Source organism: Pseudomonas sp. B5(2017) (genome assembly GCF_002112825.1).
In the GTDB taxonomy this organism is placed as follows: domain Bacteria; phylum Pseudomonadota; class Gammaproteobacteria; order Pseudomonadales; family Pseudomonadaceae; genus Aquipseudomonas; species Aquipseudomonas putida_Z.
Genome location: NZ_NEIR01000044.1, coordinates 1 through 598, shown reverse-complemented (window position 1 = coordinate 598; position 598 = coordinate 1). Strand labels below are relative to the sequence as shown.

Here is a 598-nt window from a genome sequence, read left to right as displayed (position 1 = left end):
GGTGACCACCGTCACCGACAACCCGGCGACTCCGGACGTCACCACGCTCACCCTGACCGCGACGGATACCGTGGCCGAAGGCGGCAAGATCACCTACACCGCCACCTTGACCAACAAGGCCGGTACCGACCTGGTGATCAAACTGAGCAACGGTGAGAGCATCACCATCGCCGCTGGCTCGAAAGAAGCCTCGATCACCATCGATGCCCCAAGCGACGACGTCTACGTCGATGCCGAAGACCTGAGCGTAACCGTCACCGGCACCACCGGTGGCGACTTCGAGAAACTTGATGTCAGCAGCACCGCGGCTGTGACCAAGGTCACCGACACCATCGACACCACTACCGTCACCCTGACCGCGACTTCGACCGTCGCTGAAGGCGGCGTGGTGACTTACACCGCGTCGGTCAACCACAAAGTCACCGGTTCCGATCTGGTAGTGAAACTGGCCAACGGCCAGACCATCACCATTCCGGTGGGTGAGTCGTCGGCTTCGGTACCGTTCACCGCACCGAACAACGTCCACAACACCAACCTGGACCTGACCAACAAGATCACCGATATCTCGGGCGGCAACTACGAGAAGACCGTGGCGGTT

At 60.9% G+C, this 598-nt stretch carries 1 protein-coding gene; it reads left to right on the top strand.

Annotated elements, in window-relative coordinates; genetic code table 11:
• A partial coding sequence (locus tag CAG00_RS28920) for an immunoglobulin-like domain-containing protein (RefSeq protein WP_371915779.1) occupies positions 1-598 on the top strand: 598 nt, incomplete at both ends.